This window comes from Luteococcus sp. (assembly GCF_043424415.1).
Lineage (GTDB): Bacteria > Actinomycetota > Actinomycetes > Propionibacteriales > Propionibacteriaceae > Luteococcus.
The window spans coordinates 1-2,872 of sequence record NZ_JBHWOO010000282.1; the positions used below are offsets into that span (position 1 = coordinate 1).

The window sequence follows — 2,872 nt, forward strand, 5'->3', positions numbered from 1 at the left end:
ACTGTCTTGCGGTCTGGTTCTGGCGGAGAGCCTCAGAGCTGGCTGGCTCGCATCAGCTCCATCAGCTGGCGGGCGACGCCGTCGTCCTCATTGCTGCCGCAGCGTGCCCCGGCCGCGGCGACCGCTTCCTGATCCGCCTCGGCCATCGCCCACGACTGCCCGGCCCAGGTGAGCATCTCGACGTCATTGGGGGCGTCGCCGAAGGCCGCCACCTCGTCTGCCGCGATGCCCAGCGTGCGGCACAGCTCGGCCAGGGCGGTGGCCTTGGTGACACCACCCGCGGCCATCTCGACGAAATCGGCACCCGAGGTGGTGACGTGCACGCCCTCGACGCCCAGCTCGCGCAACTGCCCGGCCAGCTCCAGCGCGGGCACCTCGGGGTGGCGGGCCAGCAGCTTCAGGGCCGGCGCATCGACGATCTGCTCCAGACCCATGGAGACCGAGGCCGCCATCGCCGGCTGGTGGTCGTCGGGGCCGGTGATGGCCCGGTAGTCGTCCTCCAGGCCGAAGGTGGCACCACGGTCACGGACCGTCGCGAAGACCGTCCCGGGCAGCTGCTCGCGCGCCGCGGACGTGAGCCGGGCAAGGGCCTCGGGTTGCACCAGGTGCTCGAAGGCCACCTCGCCGGTGCCCAGGTGCTGCGCCAGGGCGCCGTTGACGCAGATGGCCCAACCAGTCAGGCCGCAGGCCTCGGCGATCGGCGCCAGGCCGCGGGGCTGGCGCGCCGTCACCGGGACGACGGGCACGCCCCGCTCCTGCACCGCATCGGTGACGCTGCGGGTCCACGCGCTGACCGTCTTGTCGGCGCGCAGCAGCGTGCCGTCCAGATCGGTGGCGACGAGACGGATCATCGCTTCACACCAGCGGGGCCGGCTTGGCCGAACCCTCGACGTAGCGGCGCCCCTCGAAGGCGCGCCCCAGGGTCACCTCGTCGGCATATTCCAGGTCGCCGCCGACCGGCAGGCCGGAGGCCAGGCGCGAGATGCGCAGGCCCATGTCCTTCAACAGGCGGCTCAGGTAGGTGGCCGTCGCCTCGCCCTCGGTGTTGGGGTCGGTGGCCAGGATGATCTCGGTGACAGTGCCGTCGGCGAGCCGGCTGAGCAGCTCACGGATGTGCAGGTCGGCCGGGCCCTTGCCGTCGATCGGGCTGATCGCGCCGCCGAGCACGTGGTAGAGGCCGCGGAACTCGCGGGTGCGCTCGATGGCGATGACGTCCTTGGACTCCTCGACCACGCAGATCACCGTCTGGTCGCGACGTGAGTCGCGGCAGATCCGGCAGGTCTCCTCCTGCGAGACGTTGAAGCAGACCTGGCAGAAGCGGGCACGCGCCTTCACCTCGCTGACGACGCGGGCGAAACGCTGCACGTCCTCGTCGGGCTGGTCGAGCATCCAGAAGGCGATCCGCTGGGCGCTCTTGGGCCCGACGCCGGGCAGCCGGCCCAGCTCGTCGATCAGGTCCTGTACCGGGCCCTCGTACATCAGAAGCCGAGCTGGCCCATGTCCGGCATGCCGGGCATGACGGACTCGGCCTTCTCGGCCACCTTCGCCGACGCGTCGCGCACGGCCGCCAGCACCAGGTCGGACAGGCCCTCGGCGTCCTCGGGATCGATGGCCTCGGGCTTGATCACCAGGCCGGTCAGCTCACCGGTTCCGGTCATGGTGGCCTCCACCAGGCCGCCGCCGGCGGTGCCGGTGAAGGAGGAGTCGGCCAGCTGCTGCTGCGCCTGGGCCAGCTGGGCCTGCATCTGCTGCGCCTGGGCCAGCAGGCTGTTCATGTCCATGCCTTCAGGGAACACGGGTCGTCCTCTCGTCGGTGGGGGCTCGATGCCTTCGGCAAGCCTACGTGCTGGCACTGACAACTCCGACGGGTTCAGCTCAAGGCCTGAGTACCCAGCCGCAGGGTCGCCGCGACGGCCCGCGCCGTGCGCTCCACGTTCTCCCCCGCCTCCGCCAGCGCCTCGTCCAGGCTGGACAGCCGCCCGATCACCGGGAAGATCGCGTCGAAGCCCTCGTCGTAGAGGGTCTCGATGCCGCTGCCGAGGCTCCCGCACACGGCCACCACCGGCACCCCGGCGGCGACGGCCACGTCGGCGACCCCCTTGGGCGTCTTGCCGAAGCGCGTCTGGGAGTCCATCCGCCCCTCGCCGGTCACCACGAGACTCGCGCCCTGCACCGCCTCGGCCAGGCCACTGTGCTCGATCACGATCTCGACGCCGCGGCGCAGCTCGGCGCCACAGAAGGCCACCAACCCCGCACCCAGACCGCCGGCCGCACCAGCTCCGGGACGTTCCACGATCCCCGCCCCGAAGTCCTGCTCCAGCAGGCTTCCCCAGTGGGCCAGGGCCTGGTCGAGCTCGGCGACGCACTCGGCGTCCGCCCCCTTCTGGGGCCCGTAGACGGCGCTGGCCCCATCCGGCCCGCACAGCGGATTGGTCACGTCGCAGGCCACGACGAAACTGCTCCTGGCGAGGCGTTCGTCGAGCCCCGACAGGTCGATGCGCTCCAGCCGGGCCAGTGCCGCCCCGCCAGGCTCCAGCTCCTTGCCGTCCGCGTCGAGCAGCCGGGCGCCGAGGGCCTGCGCCATGCCGGCACCGCCGTCATTGGTGGCGCTGCCGCCGATGCCCACCAGGATGGTTTCGGCGCCGCGGTCGAGGGCGGCGGCGATGAGCTGGCCGGTTCCGCGTGTGCTGGCCCGGCGCGGGTCCCGCTCGGCCGCGGTGACCAGGCCGATCCCGCTGGCCTCGGCCATCTCGATGACGGCAGTGGTTCCGTCGCCCAACATCCCCCAGGTGGCCTCCACCCGATCGCCGAGCGGCCCGTCGACGGTGGTCTGCACGAAGCTCCCGCCGGTGGCGTCGACCAGCGACTGCAC

Annotated in this window: 4 protein-coding genes; all 4 read right to left on the reverse strand. The window is 72.1% G+C overall.

What is annotated here, in order from left to right; genetic code table 11:
* Positions 1-32: 32 nt before the first annotated feature.
* The gene (locus tag ACHFFZ_RS15875; RefSeq protein WP_394277574.1) at positions 33-851 is read right to left on the reverse strand and encodes an HAD-IIB family hydrolase; all 819 of its coding nucleotides are present in this window, start codon (positions 849-851) and stop codon (positions 33-35) included.
* Positions 852-855: 4 nt separating this feature from the next.
* Positions 856-1,479, reverse strand: a complete 624-nt coding sequence (gene recR / locus ACHFFZ_RS15880) for a recombination mediator RecR (protein WP_394277575.1) — start codon at positions 1,477-1,479, stop codon at positions 856-858.
* Positions 1,479-1,781, reverse strand: coding sequence for a YbaB/EbfC family nucleoid-associated protein (locus ACHFFZ_RS15885; RefSeq protein WP_394277576.1), 303 nt, complete (start codon positions 1,779-1,781; stop codon positions 1,479-1,481). The genes recR and ACHFFZ_RS15885 overlap by 1 nt, the downstream gene beginning before the upstream one ends.
* Before the next feature lie 89 nt (positions 1,782-1,870).
* A partial coding sequence (locus ACHFFZ_RS15890) for a glycerate kinase (protein WP_394277577.1) occupies positions 1,871-2,872 on the reverse strand: 1,002 nt, incomplete at its 5' end.